We start from the raw sequence: 15,816 nt of genomic DNA, 5'->3' as shown, positions 1-15,816 counted from the left end.
GAGGGTAACCTGGATGAGTATAGAAAATGGCAGGGGCGGCTGGATTCGAACCAACGCATGGCAGGATCAAAACCTGCTGCCTTACCGCTTGGCGACGCCCCTGTATCTGTTGCTTCAAGTGCCTGGCACTTGATTCCTTTTAGAGCAGACTTTGCAGCTTGCGATGCAACATCGAAACGTTGCTTCCTTTCGCTACAAACCCTGTAAGGGTCTCTGTCAGAAGGGCCGAGACTTTATCAGCTTCAGCTTTGCTTGGGAAGCCCCCAAACACACAACTTCCAGTTCCGGTGAGTTTCGCTTCGGTAAATTTACCTAACAAATCCAATGCGTTACGTACTTCTGGATAACGCCTTGCAACCACCGGCAAGCAGTCATTTCGACTGTTTCCCTCGGGAACGGGGCGCACTTTAATGGGCGGCGTGTTACGTGTCAACAAAGGATCGGAAAAAATTTCTGCCGTACTTACAGAGACTTGCGGCACAAGCACCAGATACCACGGTTCTTCGGGGTCGACCGGGGTCAGTTTCTCGCCCACGCCCTCGGCAAAAGCCGCGTGACCACGGACGAAAACCGGCACGTCGGCGCCGAGCGACAGGCCCAGCGCGGCGAGGCGATCTTCATCCCAGCCCAGTTGCCACAAGTGATTGAGGCCGAGCAGGGTGGTCGCCGCATTCGAGCTGCCGCCACCGATGCCGCCGCCCATGGGCAGCACCTTGTCGATCCAGATGTCGATGCCGAGTGTGCAGCCGGACTGTTGCTGCAGCATTTTCGCCGCGCGCACGATCAGGTTGCTGTCGTGGGGCACGCCAGCGAATTCGGTGTGCAGATGAATCACGCCGTCATCGCGCACGGCGAAGGTGATTTCGTCGCCGTAATCGACAAACTGAAACAGCGTCTGCAATTCGTGGTAGCCGTCCGCGCGGCGCCCGAGAATGTGCAGCATCAGGTTGAGCTTGGCCGGCGACGGCAGCGTCAGGCGTGGAGCGGTCATGCTTTATTGCCCCAATTTACGCGGTTGCCAGGTCTTGATCACCAGCGTCACGTCCAGATCGGTGCCATGCAGCTTGATCCGCTCGGGCAGCCAGTAACCGTTTTGCTCGGCGTAGCTGAGGTACTCGACCTTCCAGCCGTCCTGTTCCAGATTGGCCAGGCGACTGTCGTTATCGAGGGTCAGACGGCTTTTGCTGCTGGGGGCCGGCAGGCCACGGACCCACCAGGCCAGATTGGAGACCGGCAGCTTCCAGCCGAGTTGCTCTTCGAGCAGCGCTTCCGGCGACTCGGAGTCATAGCGGCCCTGATTGGCGACTTCCAGCGAAACCTTGCCCGGGCGCCCGGTCAGACGTGCCGCGCCACGACCCAGCGGGCCGGACAGGCGAATGTCGTAGTAGTCCTGGCGTTGCAGCCAGAACAGCGTGCCGCTGCCGGAATCTTTCGGTGCGCGAATGCCGATCTTGCCGTCGATCTGCCAGCCGTCGAGGCCGGTCAGCTGTTGTTTGTTCGCGGCCCACTGAGCCGGACTGCCGTGGCCCTCGACCGATTCGCGAGCGCCGAAGCCCGCGCAACCGGCGAGCAGGGCGATGAAGCTGAAAACAATAACGTGGCGCAAAAACATGAGTTAAAGAGTCTCGGATCCGGTCAGGCGCTTGATGGTGCTGCGCAGGATGGTGCTGTCGGGCTGATCTTTGAGGTACTTGCCCCAGACTTGCTTGGCCTCGCGCTGATTGCCCTTGACCCACAGAACTTCGCCCAGGTGCGCGGCGACTTCGTGGTCCGGGAAACGCTCGAGCGCCTGACGCAGATATTTCTCGGCGTCGTCCAGATTGCCCATGCGGAAATTCACCCAGCCGAGGCTGTCGAGTACCGCCGGGTCTTCCGGATTGATCTGGTGCGCCTGTTCGATCAGGGCCTTGGCTTCAGCGTAGCGGGTGGTGCGATCGGACAGGGTGTAGCCCAGCGCATTGAGCGCCATGGCGTTGTCCGGGTCGCGCTTGATGATCAGGCGCAGGTCTTTTTCCATCTGTGCCAGATCATTGCGTTTTTCCGCGAGCATGGCCCGGGTGTAGAGCAGATTCAGATCGTCCGGGTATTGCTGCAAGGCTTTATCCAGCGTTTTCCAGGCCTTGTCGTCCTGTTTGTTGGCCGACAGGGTTTCGGATTCGATCAGATACAGCTGGATCGCGTAATCCGGCTGGGCATCACGCTCAGCGGCCAGTTTGCTCTGGGCTTCAGCGGTCTTGCCGTTGTTCATCAGAATATCGGCCTGACGCAGTTGCGCCGGCAGATAGTCGTTGCCCGGGCCGACCTGCGCGTATTCGATCAGCGCGCCTTGCGGGTCATTGCGTTCTTCAGCGATGCGACCGAGGTTCAGGTGCGCCGAATCGACATGGCTTTCACGAGCGATCAGGTCTTCCAGATAACCCTTGGCCTCGTCCCAGGCCTTGGCTTCCAGGCACACCAGCGCCAGCGAGTAACGCAGTTCATCGTCTTCGGGGTATTGCTGAACCAGGGTGGAGAACTCGACCTTGGCGTCATCCATCCGGTCCTGTTCAACCAGCGTGCGCGCATAAGTCAGGCGCAGGCGTTTGTCGTCCGGGTATTTCTTGATGCTTTTCCGCAACAGCGGCAGGGCTTCGTCGCCACGATTCATGGTTTGCAGCAGACGCGCGCGCAGCAGGATCGGCGCAATCTCGCCTTCTTCCGGCGGGTTGTCTTCGAGCAGTGTCAGGGCGGCTTTATTGTCGCCGTCCTGTTGCAGCAGCAGGGCCTTGCCGAAAATCAGCTGGCTGTTCTTCGGGTGGCGCTGTAGCAGACGGTCGAAACTTTTCATCAGGCCGTTGCGGGTTTCCTGATCGGTATCGGCGGCCGACAGCGCGAGGAAGTCGAAATGGGTGTCGCCCTTGCCCTGCAGGACTTTCTCCATATAAACCATGGAGTCGTCATAACGCCCGGCGCGGGCCAGTTGCACGGCGGCGGCGCGTTGCGCTTCGAGGTCGTCCGGAGCGTTTTTTGCCCAGATCAGTGCGGTATCCAGCGCAGGCTGGTCGGCACCGAGATATTCGGCGATGCGGAACGCGCGCTCGGAAACCCCCGGGTCCTGAGTATTGATCGCCTGGGTCACGTAGTTGTCCAGGGCAATGTCGAAGCGATTGCGCTGGCCGGCGAGTTCGGCGCTCAGCAGGCTGAAAACGGTCTCCTCGCTGAACGAGCTGTAAACCTTGGGTTTTTCAGGCGGGGACGCGGTGTCTTCGACCGGCGGGGTACCGTCCGGCGAAACGGGTGCCATGGCCTGGCAGCCGCTGAGGAAGACAAAAGCAAGGAGCAACGCGGAAGATCTATTCATATAGGAAGAGGACGACTAACCTGCGGTCGGATCATCATGACACAAGCCTTCGGCCAAACATAACCGAGTCTCGAATGTGGCCTTTATAGTGGCCGACAATTGGGACAATAGTCAGCGGTAGTTGTTCTGAATCTGACGAAGTAGGACAATTGCCGGCTTCACGTCACCATCAGCGACCTTGAATGGCCTTCCTTGCACTCGGTATTAACCACAAGACTGCTTCAGTAGACGTCCGCGAGCGCGTGGCCTTTACCCCTGAGCAGCTGGTGGAGGCCTTGCAGCAGCTCTGCCGACTCACCGACAGCCGCGAAGCTGCGATCCTCTCCACCTGCAATCGCAGTGAGCTGTATATAGAACAGGATCAGGTTTCGGCTGATCTGGTTCTGCGCTGGCTGGCCGATTATCACCATTTAAGCCTCGATGAGCTGCGCGCGAGTGCTTATGTGCATGAAGATGATGCGGCAGTTCGTCACATGATGCGCGTCGCCTCCGGGCTCGACTCGCTGGTGCTGGGCGAACCGCAGATTCTCGGCCAGATGAAATCGGCCTACGCCGTGGCGCGTGAGGCCGGGACCATCGGCCCGCTGCTGGGGCGGCTGTTTCAAGCGACGTTCAATGCCGCCAAGCAAGTGCGTACCGACACCGCCATCGGCGAAAACCCGGTGTCCGTGGCGTTTGCAGCGGTCAGCCTGGCCAAGCAGATTTTCAGCGACCTGCAACGCAGTCAGGCCCTGCTGATAGGCGCTGGCGAGACCATCACGCTGGTCGCCCGCCATTTGCATGAGCTGGGGGTCAAGCGCATCGTGGTCGCCAACCGTACGCTGGAGCGCGCCAGCCTTCTGGCCGAGCAGTTCGGTGCGCATGCGGTGCTGCTCTCGGACATTCCGGCGGAACTGGTGCGCAGCGATATCGTGATCAGTTCGACCGCCAGCCAGTTGCCGATCCTCGGCAAGGGCGCGGTGGAAAGCGCGCTGAAGCAGCGCAAGCACAAGCCGATCTTCATGGTCGACATCGCCGTACCCCGCGACATCGAGCCGGAAGTCGGCGAACTCGACGACGTTTACCTGTACAGCGTCGATGATCTGCACGAAGTGGTCGCCGAGAACCTCAAGAGTCGTCAGGGCGCAGCCCAGGCGGCGGAAGAGATGGTCTCGGTCGGCGCCGACGATTTCATGGTGCGCCTGCGTGAGCTGGCGGCGGTCGATGTGCTCAAGGCCTATCGGCAACAGAGCGAACGCCTGCGCGACGAGGAGCTGCAAAAAGCCCTGCGTCTGCTGGCCAACGGCGGCAACGCCGAAGATGTGCTCGGGCAACTGGCCCGCGGCCTGACCAATAAACTGCTGCATGCGCCCAGCGTGCAGCTGAAAAAGCTTTCTGCCGAAGGCCGCCTCGATGCGCTGGCCATGGCCCAGGAACTCTTTGCCCTCGAGGGCTCACCGGATAGTTTTTCGGATAAAAAACCGCAATGAAAGCGTCACTGCTCAACAAGCTGGATACCCTCCAAGACCGTTTCGAGGAACTGACCGCGCTGCTCGGCGACGGCGAAGTCATTGCCGATCAAGCCAAATTTCGCGCCTATTCCAAGGAATACGCCGAACTCGAGCCGGTGGTACAAGGCTATAAAAAGCTGCTCGGCGTACAAAGTGATCTTGAAGGCGCCCAGGCGCTGCTCAAGGACAGCGACCCGGACATGCGTGAAATGGCCGTGGAAGAAGTCCGCGAAGCCAAGGAATTGCTGATCAGGCTGGAAGATGATCTGCAGCGCATGTTGCTGCCCAAGGATCCCAATGACGGTCGTAACGTCTTTCTCGAAATTCGCGCGGGTACCGGTGGCGACGAGGCGGCGATCTTCTCCGGCGATCTGTTCCGCATGTACTCGCGTTACGCCGAGCGACGTGGCTGGCGCGTGGAGATTCTTTCGGAAAACGAGGGCGAGCACGGTGGCTATAAAGAAGTCATCGCTCGCATTGAAGGCGACAACGTTTACGGCAAGTTGAAATTCGAGTCCGGCGCGCACCGCGTACAGCGTGTACCTGCCACCGAATCCCAGGGCCGTATCCACACCTCGGCCTGCACCGTGGCGGTATTGCCCGAACCGGACGAGCGCGAAGCCATCGAGATCAACCCGGCGGATCTGCGTGTCGACACTTATCGCTCCTCAGGGGCCGGTGGTCAGCACGTCAACACCACCGACTCGGCAATCCGCATCACGCACATACCGACCGGCACCGTCGTCGAGTGTCAGGAAGAACGTTCCCAGCACAAGAACCGTGCCCGGGCGATGGCCTGGCTGTCAGCCAAGCTCAACGATCAGCAAACCGCAGCGGCGGCGAATGCGATTGCCAGCGAGCGTAAGTTGCTGGTCGGTTCCGGTGACCGTTCCGAGCGCATTCGCACGTACAACTTTGCCCAGGGCCGGGTTACTGACCATCGTGTCAACCTGACCCTGTACTCCCTCGATGAAATTCTCGCCGGTGGCGTTGAAGCGGTGATCGAGCCTTTGTTGGCCGAGTACCAGGCCGACCAACTTGCAGCGATAGGTGAATAAATGACCATCATTGCCAGTCTGTTGCGCGCCGCCGAACTGCCGGACTCGCCCACCGCGCGCCTGGATGCCGAATTGCTCCTGGCAGCGGCACTGGGCAAATCGCGAAGCTTCCTGCACACCTGGCCCGAGCGCATCGTACCCAGCGAAGCGGTGCTGATTTTTACCGAGTACCTGCAACGGCGTCGAAGTGGCGAGCCGGTGGCCTACATCCTTGGTCAGCAGGGGTTCTGGAAGCTCGATCTGGAAGTGGCGCCGCACACTCTGATCCCGCGCCCGGACACCGAGTTGCTGGTCGAGGCCGCACTGGAACTGCTGGCGGCAACGCCGGCGAAAGTCCTCGATCTGGGCACCGGCAGCGGCGCGATTGCCCTGGCCCTGGCCAGCGAACGCCCGGCGTGGAACGTCATGGCGGTGGATCGTGTGCTGGAAGCCGTGGCCCTCGCCGAACGCAACCGTCAGCGTTTGAACCTGAGCAACGCCACGGTGCTGAGCAGTCACTGGTTCAGCGCCCTCGCAGGCCAGCGTTTCCATCTGATCATCAGCAATCCGCCGTACATTGCGGCTGCCGATCCGCATCTGGTCGAGGGCGACGTGCGCTTCGAACCGGCCAGTGCGCTGGTGGCCGGTGTCGACGGGCTCGACGATCTGCGCCTGATCATCGCCCAGGCCCCGGATCATCTGGAAGCCGGCGGCTGGCTGATGCTCGAACACGGCTATGATCAAGCCGAAGCCGTGCGTGATCTGTTGCTCACCCGTGGTTTTGAACAAGTCCACAGCCGCACCGATCTGGGCGGCCATCAACGGATCAGCCTGGGGCGCCTGCCGTGCTGAATGATCAGGAATTGCTGCGCTACAGCCGGCAGATTCTGCTGCAACACATCGATATCGATGGGCAACTGAAGCTGAAAGACAGCCGCGTGCTGATCGTCGGCCTCGGCGGTCTCGGTGCGCCGGTGGCGCTGTATCTGGCGGCGGCGGGCGTCGGTGAGTTGCATCTGGCGGATTTCGACACGGTCGACCTGACCAACCTGCAGCGCCAGATCATTCATGACACCGACAGCGTCGGCATGAGCAAGGTCGACTCGGCGCTCAAGCGCCTGAGCGCGATCAATCCCGAGATTAAGCTGGTGCCTCATCGTCAGGCACTGGACGAGGATTCCCTGGCCGCCGCCGTGTCGGCGGTGGATCTGGTGCTCGACTGCTCCGATAACTTCTCCACCCGCGAGGCGGTCAACGCCGCGTGTGTGGCAGCGCGCAAACCGCTGGTCAGCGGCGCGGCGATTCGTCTGGAAGGGCAGTTGTCGGTGTTCGACCCGCGCCGCCCGGAAAGTCCGTGCTACCACTGCCTGTACGGACATGGCAGCGAAGCCGAACTGACCTGCAGCGAGGCCGGTGTGGTCGGGCCGCTGGTGGGGCTGGTCGGCAGCCTGCAGGCGCTTGAAGCGTTGAAAGTGCTGGTCGGTTTTGGCGAACCGTTGGTGGGTCGTTTGCTGTTGATCGATGCCTTGGGTTCGCGCTTTCGTGAATTGCGGGTCAAGCGTGATCCGGGTTGCAGCGTCTGTGGTTCGCAGCATGCGTGAGGCGCCGATCGCGGTGTTCGATTCCGGTGTCGGCGGCTTGTCGGTACTGGCTGAAATCCAGCGTTTGCTGCCCCATGAATCACTGCTGTATTTCGCCGATTGCGGGCATATTCCCTACGGCGAGAAAACCCCGGAGTTCATCCGCCAGCGCTGCAATGTGATGGCCGGTTTTTTCCGTGAGCAGGGCGCCAAGGCCCTGGTGATCGCCTGCAACACGGCGACGGTGGCCGCGGTTGCCGATCTGCGCCGGGATTTCCCCGAGTGGCCGATCGTTGGCATGGAGCCAGCGGTCAAACCCGCAGCTGCCGCTACCCGCAGCGGTGTGGTTGGCGTACTCGCCACCACCGGCACGTTGCAGAGTGCCAAGTTCGCCGCGTTGCTCGACCGCTTCGCCGCTGACGTTCGCGTCATCACCCAGCCGTGCCCCGGTCTGGTGGAACTGATTGAAAGCGGTGATCTGCACAGCGCCGAGTTGCGCACGTTGCTGCAGCACTACGTCGATCCGCTGCTGGCCAACGGTTGCGACACGATCATTCTCGGTTGCACTCACTATCCGTTTCTCAAGCCGATGCTCAAGACGATGATTCCCGACAGCATCAGCCTGATTGACACTGGCGCAGCCGTAGCGCGGCAACTGCAACGGTTGCTGGCCGAACGTGATCTGCTCGCCGAGGGGCCGAACCGCCCGGTCAGATTCTGGACCAGTGCCGCCCCCGCGTTCTTCCGCAAGACCCTGCCCCTGTTGGGTCAGGTTGCCGGCGACGTCGAAAAATTCAGCTTGTAAAAAAAATGTGAAATAACTAAAAAAACAGCTGAACTTCTAATCAAGCGCTAGCTTCTATAGCGATGAGTTATCTAGAAAACCAAACGATCGTTCCGGAAAAGGAAGTTTCAAAGTGAAGCGACTATTCTGCTTGGCCGCGATTGCGGCCGCACTGATGGGGCAAAGTATTACCGCGCAAGCTGCAGGTGTTGAATTTGCAGTGGGTGCGACCAGCGATTCGACCATGACTTATCGCCTGGGCATGAATTTCGATTGGGACAAGAGCTGGCTGCAAAGTGATGTCGGTCGCCTGACCGGTTACTGGAGCGGCGCTTACACTTACTGGGAAGGTGACAAGACTTCCAGCAACAACAGCCTGTCGTTCTCGCCGGTGTTCGTTTACGAGTTTGCCGGTCAGTCGGTCAAGCCGTATGTTGAAGCGGGCATTGGTGTCGCAGCGTTCTCCAACACCAAATATGAAAGCAACAACATCGGCGGCTCTTTCCAGTTCGAAGACCGTATCGGTTTTGGTCTGCGCTTCAATGGCGGGCATGAAGTGGGGATTCGTGCGACGCACTATTCCAACGCCGGCCTGGCCAGCAGCAACGACGGTGTAGAAAGCTACGCGCTGCATTACACGATGCCGCTGTAAGCGCTACACATAACCTCTGTAGGAGTGAGCCTGCTCGCGATTGCGGAGTGTCAGCCAACATTTGTTTGACTGGTACTCCGCAATCGCGAGCAGGCTCACTCCTACATTTGTTTCAGTAGTGTTTTTCGGAATCAGCGGTAAGCAGTGGCAATGCCTTTGCGTTCTTCAATGCACTCCGGTGCACCCATCTCGAATTCGCGACAGATCAGCGGACGTTTCTCATAGATCGTGCACATCATGCTGTCGCGATCCAGCGCCGCACACCAGCCGTCGTCCAGCCGCAGCATCACTTCACCACCCCACTCATCGGTATCGATAAAGCGTTCAGGTACGCCGGTGTCGGTGATCAGCATCACTTCGAGCTGGCAACAGCACGCTGCGCAGGTCGAACAGGTGACCGCTGGCTCGGTGATTTGCTGGTGGGGAATGGTTTTCATGCTGCGCAGTGTAAGGCAGCCACCGGTTGCTGTGTGAAAGGCCTGACAGACGCTCAGTGGCTCAGGCGCCGTGCCATGACATGCAGCAGCGGAAACAGCAGCGCCCACAGCAGGCCGATGCCGATCAGGGTTGGCACTTCACCGTAAGGAAATTGCACGCCGGCCAGCTGTCCGCCGCCGTAATAGGACACGGCGCCGCCCACTGCACCGAGTCCGCTGGCCAGCCACCACGGGCGGGCGCTCCATTGCAGGCAGTGCCGCAACGTGGTGGCGAGCAAGGCCCAGAGCAGCATCAGCCACAGCGGAATCAGTGGCGACAGGTCCTGGAATTCGAACACGCCGGCAGCGCGCAACAGACTGTCTACGGCTGTACCGACAAGCACCACGCTGAGGATCAAACGACCTTCCTCCGCCCAACTGCTGATCCAGCCCAGATGAATCACCAGCACCGCCAGCGCCAGCAGCAGCCAGAGACTGTCGCCGCCGATCACGCAGGCCAGCCAGCCGACCTGAAACAGCACGGCATTGGTCAGCCGCTCAAGCATCGAAGCGTCCGAGCAACGGCGCCGGCATCGCGGCCGGTTTGGCCAGCAGCAGTTGCGCGGTGCCGATGGTGCGCTCCAGAAACCCGCCCTCGCAGTAGCACAGGTAAAACTCCCACAGTCGCAGGAAGTAATCGTCGTAACCCAACTCGCTCAAACGGCCATGGGCGCGGCGAAAGTTTTCGTGCCACAGGCGCAGGGTGCGGGCGTAGTGCAGGCCGAAATCTTCCATGTGCAGCAGGTTCATATCGGTCTCGCGGCTGACCACTTCGAGCATCTTCTGCACGCAGGGCAGGGCGCCGCCGGGGAAGATGTAGCGCTGGATGAAGTCGACGCCGCGCTTGGCCTGCTCGTAGCGCTGCTCGCGGATGGTGATCGCCTGCAACAGCATCAGGCCGTTGCTCTTGAGCAGGTGCGCGCATTGCTTGAAATAGGTGGGCAGGAAGCGGTGACCGACCGCTTCGATCATCTCGATCGACACCAGTTTGTCGTATTCGCCGGTGAGGTCGCGGTAGTCGGTGAGCAGCAGCGTTACCCGATCCTGCAACCCCAGTGCTTCAATGCGCCTGGCGGTAAACGCGTACTGCTCTTTCGACAGCGTCGTGGTGGTGACACGGCAACCGTAATGCTGCGCGGCGTAGAGCGCCATGCTGCCCCAACCGGTGCCGATCTCCAGCAGATGATCTTCGGGCTTGAGTGCGAGCTTCTGGCAGATCCGTTCCAGCTTGTTCAACTGAGCCTGTTCCAGGCTGTCGTCGGGACTGAGGAACTGCGCCGCCGAATACATCATGGTCGGGTCGAGAAACTGTTCGAACAGATCGTTGCCGAGGTCATAGTGCGCCGCGATGTTTTTCTGCGACCCCTTGCGCGTGTTGCGGTTGAGCCAGTGCAGGCCTTGCACCAGCGGCCGGCTGAGGCGGGCCAGACCGCGCTCCATGGCGTCGAGCACGTCGAGGTTGCTGACGAACACGCGCACGACCGCCGTCAGGTCCGGCGAACTCCAGTAACCGTGGATAAACGCTTCGCCCGCGCCAATCGATCCGTTGCCGGCGACCATGCCCCACACCGCTGCATCCTGCACATGGATTTCGCCGAGCAGGTGGCTGCCCGGCGTGCCGAACATCAGGCGTTCGCCATCCTCAACCACCAGCAATTGCCCGTGTTTGAGTTGGCTCAGTTGCCGCAAAACGCCGCGACGCAGCAGCGAACCGGTCAAACCGTTGGTGCTGAAGCGACTGACCGACAGGCTAGAGGATTTCATGGCGGTGCTCCTTGGGAGGCACAGTGGCGATCTGAAAGCTGCCGTCGGCAGCCTGATGAGCAAAAATCGGAGCACGCTTGAGCAACAGGCGCACGGCTTGCCAATAAATCGCCAGGCAGGTTTTCGCGGTCATCCACGGAAAACGTCGCAAGTAGCGGTGCAGGCTGTGGCGGTCGAGGGGTTCGCGCTGCAGATTGAGCGTGGCGTCGAACAGCTTGTGCTCACCCTGCCAGTCGGCCATGTGCACGCCGAGGTTTTGCGCAGCCGGGCTGAAGCTCATGCGGTACTCGAGATCGCGCGGCAAAAACGGCGAGACATGAAAGGCCTTGGCCACGGCGAAGTGCTGGTGAAAGTCTTGCAGGTCGGTCGGTGTGCGGGCCGGCAGCACGTAGTGATAACGCTCGCGCCACGGCGTGTTGGTGACTTCGCAGAGAATCGCCGCCAGTTGCCCGTCGGCCTCGTGGCAATAAAAGAAACTCACCGGATTGAACGCCAGACCCCAACTGCGCGGTTGGGTCAGCAGGCAGATCGAACCCTGCGGTTGATGGCCGATGGCGACGCCGACTTGCTGGCGCACCGCGTCGATCAGGCGCATGCCGCTGCCGGTGAAGGTTTTCAGGTAGTCGGTTTCGCGAAACGAAAACGGTGCAAAGCGGCTGCGACTGGCAAACGGTGACAGGCCGAACACGGCGTCCTGTTCCGCCAGATCGAGGTACAACAGACCGATCCGGTAACGGAATTCGTGGCGTCTGGGCGAAAAGCGCCGATGGCCGATCCAGCCGCTGTACAGGGCGCTGTTCATAAGCTTTCCCCGAACGCGGCGGCCACGCGCAACGCGCTGACCACGCCGTCCTCATGAAAGCCGTTGGCCCAGTAGGCGCCGCAATAATGGGTGTGCTGCTGACCGTCGAGTTCGGCCCAGCGGTTTTGCGCCGCCACAGCCGCGAGGCTGAATTGCGGGTGGGCGTAGGTGTATTTGGCGAGCACCTTGAACGGGCTGATCCCGGCGCTCTGATTGAGGCTGACGCAGAACGTGGTGTCACTCTGAATACCCTGCAGGATGTTCATGTCGTAAGTGACGGCCGCGTGGGTATGGCCGGCGCCGCTCAAGCGATAGTTCCAACTGGCCCACGCCAGTTTGCGGGTCGGCAGCAGACGGGTATCGGTATGCAGCACAACTTCGTTATCGGCATAGGGCAGGGCGCCGAGGATCGAGCGTTCCGCCTGGCTTGGCGTGCCAAGCAATTGCAGGGCCTGGTCGCTGTGGCAGGCAAGCACGACTTTGTCGAAACGCTCGATGCCGGCCGGGCTGTGGATAACAACGCCGTGTTCATCGCGATCGATGCGCGTCACCGGGCAGCTGAGGCGGATCTTGTCGTGGAACGCCGCAGTCAACGGCGCAATGTAGGCACTGGAGCCGCCCTCGATCACCTGCCATTGCGGGCGATCACTGACTGACAGCAGGCCATGATTCTTGAAGAAGCGCACAAAGAATTGCAGCGGGAAATTGAGCATCTCGGCCATCGGCATCGACCAGATCGCCGAGCCCATCGGCACGATGTAATGCAGGATGAAACGTTCGCCATAACCGCCAGCCTTGAGGTAATCGTCGAGCGTGGTATCGGCGGCAATGCGTTGTTCGGCGAGGTCGCGCTGGGCTTCTTTATTGAAGCGCAGGATGTCGCGCAACATGCCCCAGAACCCCGGGGACAGCAGGTTGCTGCGCTGGGCGAAGAGGCTGTTGAGGTTGTTGCCGTTGTATTCCAGACCGGTGTCCGGGTCGGTGACCGAGAAGCTCATTTCCGTCGGTTTGAACGACACGCCGAGCTGGCCGAGCAATCGAATGAAGTTCGGATAGATCCAGTCGTTGAACACGATGAACCCAGTGTCGACCGCGTATTCGCGGCCATCGACGGTTACCTGCACGGTGTGCGTGTGACCGCCGACCCAGTCGCTGGCCTCGAACACCGTGATGTCGTGTCGGCGATTGAGCAGGTGAGCGCAGGTCAGGCCGGCGATTCCGCTGCCGACAATGGCGATCTTCATATCGGGTCCCGCAGCGGTGGGTTGCTGCGCACCATGCGCTTGCCGATCGCCAGTTGCAGGCGCGCCGGCAGCTTCGACAGTGGCCACAGCGCCGCCATGAACAGTGCCGGAAAGGCGATCTCCAGCGGACGATCCTTGAGCTTGGCGAAGATGTGCCGCGCCGCTTTATCCACAGGCCAGCTCAACGGCATCGGGAAGTCATTCTTGGCGGTCAGCGGGGTTTCGACAAAACCCGGGCTGATGATGGTGACCTCGATGCCCTCGACGGCCAGGTCGATTCGCAGCGATTCGAACAGATAGCGCAGCCCGGCCTTCGACGCGCCGTAGGCTTCGGCCCGAGGCAGCGGCAGGTAGGTCACGGAACTGGCCATGCCGATCAGATGCGGCGCGGTGCCTTTGCGCAGCAACGGCAGGGCCGCTTCGATGCAGTAACTGCTGGCGAGCAGGTTGGTGCGCACCACATGTTCGATGATCGAGGCATCGAACTGTCGCGCATCGACGTACTCGCAGGTGCCGGCATTGAGAATTACGCTGTCGAGCGAGCCCCAGGCCTGTTCGATCTGCTGGCCGATTTCGCGCACGGTCTGACTGTTGGTCAGATCGCCGGCCACCACCAGCACTTGCCCCGGATAACGTTGCGACAGCACTTTGAGCGGTGCCACCTGACGCGAACTGACAGCCAGATGCGCGCCGCTTTTCAGAATCTCTTCAGCCAGTGCTGCGCCGATGCCACTGCTGGCACCGGTCAGCCAATAACGCCGTGGAGGTGTACGACTCATCCCATTCTCCTTTTCAACCAGGCGATCACCCGGCCCAATACGGGTAAATGTTCATACAGCATGGCCCCGGCATCGAAATAATCCCGGTGGCGATAAACCTTGTCGCGCCACAGCAGGTGCGAACACCCGGCGACGCGAATCAATTGACCACCGGCCAGACGCGGGTGGCGGTAACTCATGACCCAGCGCAGGTAACCTTCACCGTCAGCGATCTGGTCGAAGCCGTGGAAATCGAAGCGCAGTTCGCTGACGTTGGCGTACAGCTCGCTGAAGTAATGTCGCAGTTGCACCAGCCCCTGCACTTCATGCAGCGGGTCGGTGAAGTGAATGTCATCGCTGTACAGCTCGCCCAGACGTTGCAAGTTGTCTTTGTTCAACTCGGCGAACTGGCGGGCGAAGCGGCGCAGGAATTCACTCATGAACTTCTTCCATAGACGAGCGCGACGGCAGGTTCTTGAACGCCGCCAGCGCGCGTTCGCGCGAAGCGCCGAGATTGACGATCGGCGCCGGATAATCCGCCACGCCGAACAGTCCGCCGGCGCTGGCCGGGTTGTGTACTTCCTTCTTGTTCAGGCCGGCCAGCTCAGGCAGCCAGTGCTTGATGAACAGGCCTTCGCTGTCGAATTTTTCCGATTGGCTCAGCGGATTGAAGATGCGGAAGTACGGCGCCGAATCGGTGCCGGTCGAAGAACTCCATTGCCAGCCACCGTTGTTCGCCGCCAGATCGCCGTCGATCAGGTGGCGCATGAAAAAGCGCTCGCCTTCACGCCAGTCGATCAGTAGATTCTTGGTCAGGAACATCGCCACAATCATCCGCAGACGGTTGTGCATCCAGCCGGTTTCCAGCAGTTGGCGCATGGCCGCATCGATGATCGGCAAACCGGTGCGCGCCTCTTGCCAGGCCGCCAGATCGTCCGGCGCATCACGCCAGGCCAGGGCTTCGGTTTCCGGGCGAAATGCGCGGTGGCGCGAAACCCGTGGGTAGCCGACCAGAATGTGTTTGTAGAACTCGCGCCACAGCAGCTCGTTGATCCAGGTCACCGCGCCGACCTTGCCGCTGTCGAACTCGCCCTGATTGCTTTGCAAGGCCGCATGCAGGCATTGGCGCGGCGAAATCACCCCGGCGGCGAGGTACGCGGAAAGTTGACTGGTGCCGGGTTTGGCCGGGAAGTCGCGTTCGCTCTGGTAGTAGTCGATCTGCGCGTCGGCGAAGGTGTCGAGACGGCGCCGGGCTTCCTGTTCGCCGGCCGGCCACAGTGTGCGCAAAGACTCGCTCGGCGTTGCAAAACCGGCGACGGATGCCGGCACCGGATCGCTGTCAATGTTCAGCTTTGCCTGTTTGCCGGGCGTCTTGACCAGCGCCGGCATCGAGCGGTGCAGGCGTTCATAGCAGACCTTGCGGAACTGGCTGAACACCTGAAAGTAGGTTTCGGTTTTGGTCAGTACCGTGCCGGGCTTGAACAGCAGTTGGTCAAGGTAGCTGTGGAAAGCGATGCCTTTGGTCTTCAGGGCCACCGCCACCGCGGCGTCGCGCTGGCTTTCGTGGATGCCATATTCTTCGTTGACGTGCACAGCTTGAATATTCAATTGCACACAAAGTTCGAGCAGCACCGCCGGGGCCTGATCCCAATGATTGGCGGTGCGCAGCAGCAACGGGATGTTCAGCTCGCCGAGGCGACTGCTCAGCTCACGCAGGTTGCGCAGCCAGAAGTCGACCTTGCACGCGGCGTCGTCATGTTCCAGCCATTGCTGCGGGCTCAACAGATACACGGCAACCGTCGGGCCGCGCGCTGCGGCGGCCGCGAGGGCGGTGTTGTCATGTAGGCGCAGGTCGCTGCGCAGCCAGATCAATTGCATCGCGGTTTCCA

17 protein-coding genes and 1 tRNA gene are annotated in these 15,816 nt (G+C 60.9%); 6 read left to right on the top strand and 12 right to left on the bottom strand.

What is annotated here, in order from left to right; all coding sequences use genetic code 11:
• Window positions 1-27: 27 nt before the first annotated feature.
• From HDC30_RS27120 to HDC30_RS27105, 4 genes are all read right to left on the bottom strand, one after another.
• A tRNA-Gln gene (locus tag HDC30_RS27120) sits at window positions 28-102 on the bottom strand.
• 37 nt (window positions 103-139) lie between these two features.
• Entirely contained in the window at window positions 140-991 is an 852-nt protein-coding gene (gene ispE, locus HDC30_RS27115; protein WP_027612238.1) for a 4-(cytidine 5'-diphospho)-2-C-methyl-D-erythritol kinase, read from the bottom strand.
• 3 nt (window positions 992-994) lie between these two features.
• On the bottom strand, window positions 995-1,612 hold the full coding sequence (gene lolB / locus HDC30_RS27110; RefSeq protein WP_095136807.1) for a lipoprotein insertase outer membrane protein LolB: 618 nt from the start codon (window positions 1,610-1,612) through the stop codon (window positions 995-997).
• A gap of 3 nt (window positions 1,613-1,615) precedes the next feature.
• Window positions 1,616-3,340 (bottom strand): tetratricopeptide repeat protein, encoded by a 1,725-nt coding sequence (locus HDC30_RS27105; RefSeq protein ID WP_098965585.1) that lies wholly within the window; start codon window positions 3,338-3,340, stop codon window positions 1,616-1,618.
• Between the two features lie 182 nt (window positions 3,341-3,522).
• Here HDC30_RS27105 and hemA point away from each other — a divergent pair, with 182 nt between their 5' ends.
• The 6 genes from hemA (at window position 3,523) to HDC30_RS27075 (ending at window position 8,883) form a co-directional block, all read left to right on the top strand.
• Window positions 3,523-4,809, top strand: a complete 1,287-nt coding sequence (gene hemA, locus HDC30_RS27100) for a glutamyl-tRNA reductase (protein WP_027612235.1) — start codon at window positions 3,523-3,525, stop codon at window positions 4,807-4,809.
• A complete protein-coding gene (gene prfA, locus HDC30_RS27095) occupies window positions 4,806-5,888 on the top strand; it encodes a peptide chain release factor 1 (protein ID WP_027612234.1) in 1,083 nt (360 codons plus the stop codon). The genes hemA and prfA overlap by 4 nt, the downstream gene beginning before the upstream one ends.
• Window positions 5,889-6,719 carry a peptide chain release factor N(5)-glutamine methyltransferase gene (gene prmC / locus HDC30_RS27090; protein ID WP_183785910.1) on the top strand — a complete coding sequence of 277 codons (831 nt, stop codon included), beginning with the start codon at window positions 5,889-5,891 and terminating at the stop codon, window positions 6,717-6,719.
• A complete protein-coding gene (locus HDC30_RS27085; RefSeq protein ID WP_027612232.1) occupies window positions 6,713-7,468 on the top strand; it encodes a molybdopterin-synthase adenylyltransferase MoeB in 756 nt (251 codons plus the stop codon). Before prmC ends, HDC30_RS27085 begins: the two co-directional genes overlap by 7 nt.
• On the top strand, window positions 7,461-8,252 hold the full coding sequence (gene murI / locus HDC30_RS27080) for a glutamate racemase (RefSeq protein ID WP_096797283.1): 792 nt from the start codon (window positions 7,461-7,463) through the stop codon (window positions 8,250-8,252). Before HDC30_RS27085 ends, murI begins: the two co-directional genes overlap by 8 nt.
• 112 nt (window positions 8,253-8,364) lie before the next feature.
• Complete coding sequence (locus HDC30_RS27075) at window positions 8,365-8,883, top strand: acyloxyacyl hydrolase (protein ID WP_027612230.1); 519 nt, start codon at window positions 8,365-8,367, stop codon at window positions 8,881-8,883.
• A 131-nt stretch (window positions 8,884-9,014) separates the two neighbouring features.
• Here the strand turns inward: HDC30_RS27075 and HDC30_RS27070 are convergent, their stop codons facing one another.
• The 8 genes from HDC30_RS27070 to phrB are packed head-to-tail and all read right to left on the bottom strand — an operon-like array spanning window position 9,015 to window position 15,805.
• A complete protein-coding gene (locus HDC30_RS27070; RefSeq protein WP_007967664.1) occupies window positions 9,015-9,320 on the bottom strand; it encodes a YkgJ family cysteine cluster protein in 306 nt (101 codons plus the stop codon).
• A gap of 53 nt (window positions 9,321-9,373) precedes the next feature.
• On the bottom strand, window positions 9,374-9,865 hold the full coding sequence (locus tag HDC30_RS27065) for a DUF2878 domain-containing protein (RefSeq protein WP_183785908.1): 492 nt from the start codon (window positions 9,863-9,865) through the stop codon (window positions 9,374-9,376).
• Window positions 9,858-11,123, bottom strand: coding sequence for a cyclopropane-fatty-acyl-phospholipid synthase family protein (locus HDC30_RS27060; protein ID WP_096797281.1), 1,266 nt, complete (start codon window positions 11,121-11,123; stop codon window positions 9,858-9,860). Before HDC30_RS27060 ends, HDC30_RS27065 begins: the two co-directional genes overlap by 8 nt.
• Entirely contained in the window at window positions 11,110-11,925 is an 816-nt protein-coding gene (locus HDC30_RS27055; RefSeq protein ID WP_097086241.1) for a DUF1365 domain-containing protein, read from the bottom strand. Before HDC30_RS27055 ends, HDC30_RS27060 begins: the two co-directional genes overlap by 14 nt.
• A complete protein-coding gene (locus HDC30_RS27050; RefSeq protein WP_183785906.1) occupies window positions 11,922-13,169 on the bottom strand; it encodes an NAD(P)/FAD-dependent oxidoreductase in 1,248 nt (415 codons plus the stop codon). The genes HDC30_RS27055 and HDC30_RS27050 overlap by 4 nt, the downstream gene beginning before the upstream one ends.
• Window positions 13,166-13,948: an SDR family oxidoreductase gene (locus HDC30_RS27045; protein ID WP_183785904.1), complete on the bottom strand. Its 783-nt coding sequence runs from the start codon at window positions 13,946-13,948 to the stop codon at window positions 13,166-13,168. The genes HDC30_RS27050 and HDC30_RS27045 overlap by 4 nt, the downstream gene beginning before the upstream one ends.
• Window positions 13,945-14,367: a nuclear transport factor 2 family protein gene (locus HDC30_RS27040; RefSeq protein WP_027612224.1), complete on the bottom strand. Its 423-nt coding sequence runs from the start codon at window positions 14,365-14,367 to the stop codon at window positions 13,945-13,947. Before HDC30_RS27040 ends, HDC30_RS27045 begins: the two co-directional genes overlap by 4 nt.
• Window positions 14,360-15,805, bottom strand: a complete 1,446-nt coding sequence (gene phrB, locus HDC30_RS27035; protein ID WP_027612223.1) for a deoxyribodipyrimidine photo-lyase — start codon at window positions 15,803-15,805, stop codon at window positions 14,360-14,362. The genes HDC30_RS27040 and phrB overlap by 8 nt, the downstream gene beginning before the upstream one ends.
• Between the last annotated feature and the right edge of the window lie 11 nt (window positions 15,806-15,816).

It is taken from the genome of Pseudomonas sp. JAI115, from assembly GCF_014200835.1.
In the GTDB taxonomy this organism is placed as follows: Bacteria; Pseudomonadota; Gammaproteobacteria; order Pseudomonadales; family Pseudomonadaceae; genus Aquipseudomonas; species Aquipseudomonas putida_A.
The sequence above is the reverse complement of the archived record's forward strand: the minus strand, read 5'-3'. Positions and strand labels throughout refer to the sequence as shown.

What these genes read in the sequence shown, in the direction of transcription:
- ispE (WP_027612238.1), bottom strand. Translation starts at nt 991, where the DNA reads ATGACCGCTCCACGCCTGACGCTGCCGTCGCCGGCCAAGCTCAACCTG.
- lolB (WP_095136807.1), bottom strand. Translation starts at nt 1,612, where the DNA reads ATGTTTTTGCGCCACGTTATTGTTTTCAGCTTCATCGCCCTGCTCGCC.
- HDC30_RS27105 (WP_098965585.1), bottom strand. Translation starts at nt 3,340, where the DNA reads ATGAATAGATCTTCCGCGTTGCTCCTTGCTTTTGTCTTCCTCAGCGGC.
- hemA (WP_027612235.1), top strand. Translation starts at nt 3,523, where the DNA reads ATGGCCTTCCTTGCACTCGGTATTAACCACAAGACTGCTTCAGTAGAC.
- prfA (WP_027612234.1), top strand. Translation starts at nt 4,806, where the DNA reads ATGAAAGCGTCACTGCTCAACAAGCTGGATACCCTCCAAGACCGTTTC.
- prmC (WP_183785910.1), top strand. Translation starts at nt 5,889, where the DNA reads ATGACCATCATTGCCAGTCTGTTGCGCGCCGCCGAACTGCCGGACTCG.
- murI (WP_096797283.1), top strand. Translation starts at nt 7,461, where the DNA reads ATGCGTGAGGCGCCGATCGCGGTGTTCGATTCCGGTGTCGGCGGCTTG.
- HDC30_RS27070 (WP_007967664.1), bottom strand. Translation starts at nt 9,320, where the DNA reads ATGAAAACCATTCCCCACCAGCAAATCACCGAGCCAGCGGTCACCTGT.
- HDC30_RS27065 (WP_183785908.1), bottom strand. Translation starts at nt 9,865, where the DNA reads ATGCTTGAGCGGCTGACCAATGCCGTGCTGTTTCAGGTCGGCTGGCTG.
- HDC30_RS27060 (WP_096797281.1), bottom strand. Translation starts at nt 11,123, where the DNA reads ATGAAATCCTCTAGCCTGTCGGTCAGTCGCTTCAGCACCAACGGTTTG.
- HDC30_RS27055 (WP_097086241.1), bottom strand. Translation starts at nt 11,925, where the DNA reads ATGAACAGCGCCCTGTACAGCGGCTGGATCGGCCATCGGCGCTTTTCG.
- HDC30_RS27050 (WP_183785906.1), bottom strand. Translation starts at nt 13,169, where the DNA reads ATGAAGATCGCCATTGTCGGCAGCGGAATCGCCGGCCTGACCTGCGCT.
- HDC30_RS27045 (WP_183785904.1), bottom strand. Translation starts at nt 13,948, where the DNA reads ATGAGTCGTACACCTCCACGGCGTTATTGGCTGACCGGTGCCAGCAGT.
- HDC30_RS27040 (WP_027612224.1), bottom strand. Translation starts at nt 14,367, where the DNA reads ATGAGTGAATTCCTGCGCCGCTTCGCCCGCCAGTTCGCCGAGTTGAAC.
- phrB (WP_027612223.1), bottom strand. Translation starts at nt 15,805, where the DNA reads ATGCAATTGATCTGGCTGCGCAGCGACCTGCGCCTACATGACAACACC.